Source organism: Oleiphilus sp. HI0066 (assembly GCF_001635725.1).
Window position 1 is genome coordinate 1 of sequence record NZ_LWFH01000687.1, and the last position, 818, is coordinate 818.

Annotated in this window: 1 protein-coding gene; it reads right to left on the bottom strand. The window is 45.1% G+C overall.

Going from position 1 to position 818, the window contains the following annotated elements:
- A partial coding sequence (locus tag A3738_RS29855; protein WP_156504113.1) for an ExeA family protein occupies window positions 1-818 on the bottom strand: 818 nt, incomplete at both ends.

An 818-nucleotide genomic window follows, 5' to 3' on the forward strand; every position in this document is an offset into this window, starting at 1 on the left:
CGCGTATCTGGATTAGGAGCTTCTACATATGCTACTAACGACTCTGGTGATGAAGACAAAGCTTCTTCAAAGTCATTGATATAAACCTGCTCTCCGTTTTCTGGCTTTAAAACAAGTGCATGAGTTTGAAGTGCAGAAGATTGATCGACATCAACCTCATCCTTCTGTTCATTTATATGCGAGATAGTTTTCTCAGGAGATTTTGTCACTTCGACGACACTATTTACTGACGAATCAACAAAAGGCGTGATGCTATCCAAAAACGGCTTAGACCATACGCCGAGACCAACAAACAAAGTGATCCCCAACGCGGTACCCACTACTCGATACCCGTATTGAAAGACGAAACGCTCCCACGCAGAACGACTTTCACCGAGTATTTCGTAGTTAGCACGTTTGATATGTTCAACTTCAACCTGATCTGAATTGCTTGCATAGGCGCCTAATAGCGCTCGATCAGAGAGCAAATTTATTAAACGCGGAACGCCGCCACTGAGCTTGTATAGTCGGTTCAAGGCTTTATCACTAAACAAGCGCGGTTTCCTACCAGCAACAGCCAAGCGACAAGACACGTAAGCACCAAGTTCAACGCGATTTAAAGACTGTAAGTGGTAACGCGCTGTGATTCTCTGAGCCAGCTGACGAAGCTCAGTTTGAGCCAACATATCACGTAACTCAGGCTGCCCAAGAAGGATGATCTGCAATAACTTTTTCTCTGACGTTTCTAGATTCGTCAAGAGCCTTAACTGCTCCAATACATCAGACGCTAAGTTCTGAGCCTCATCGATAATCAGTACCGTGTGGCGCTGCTTTGCGTG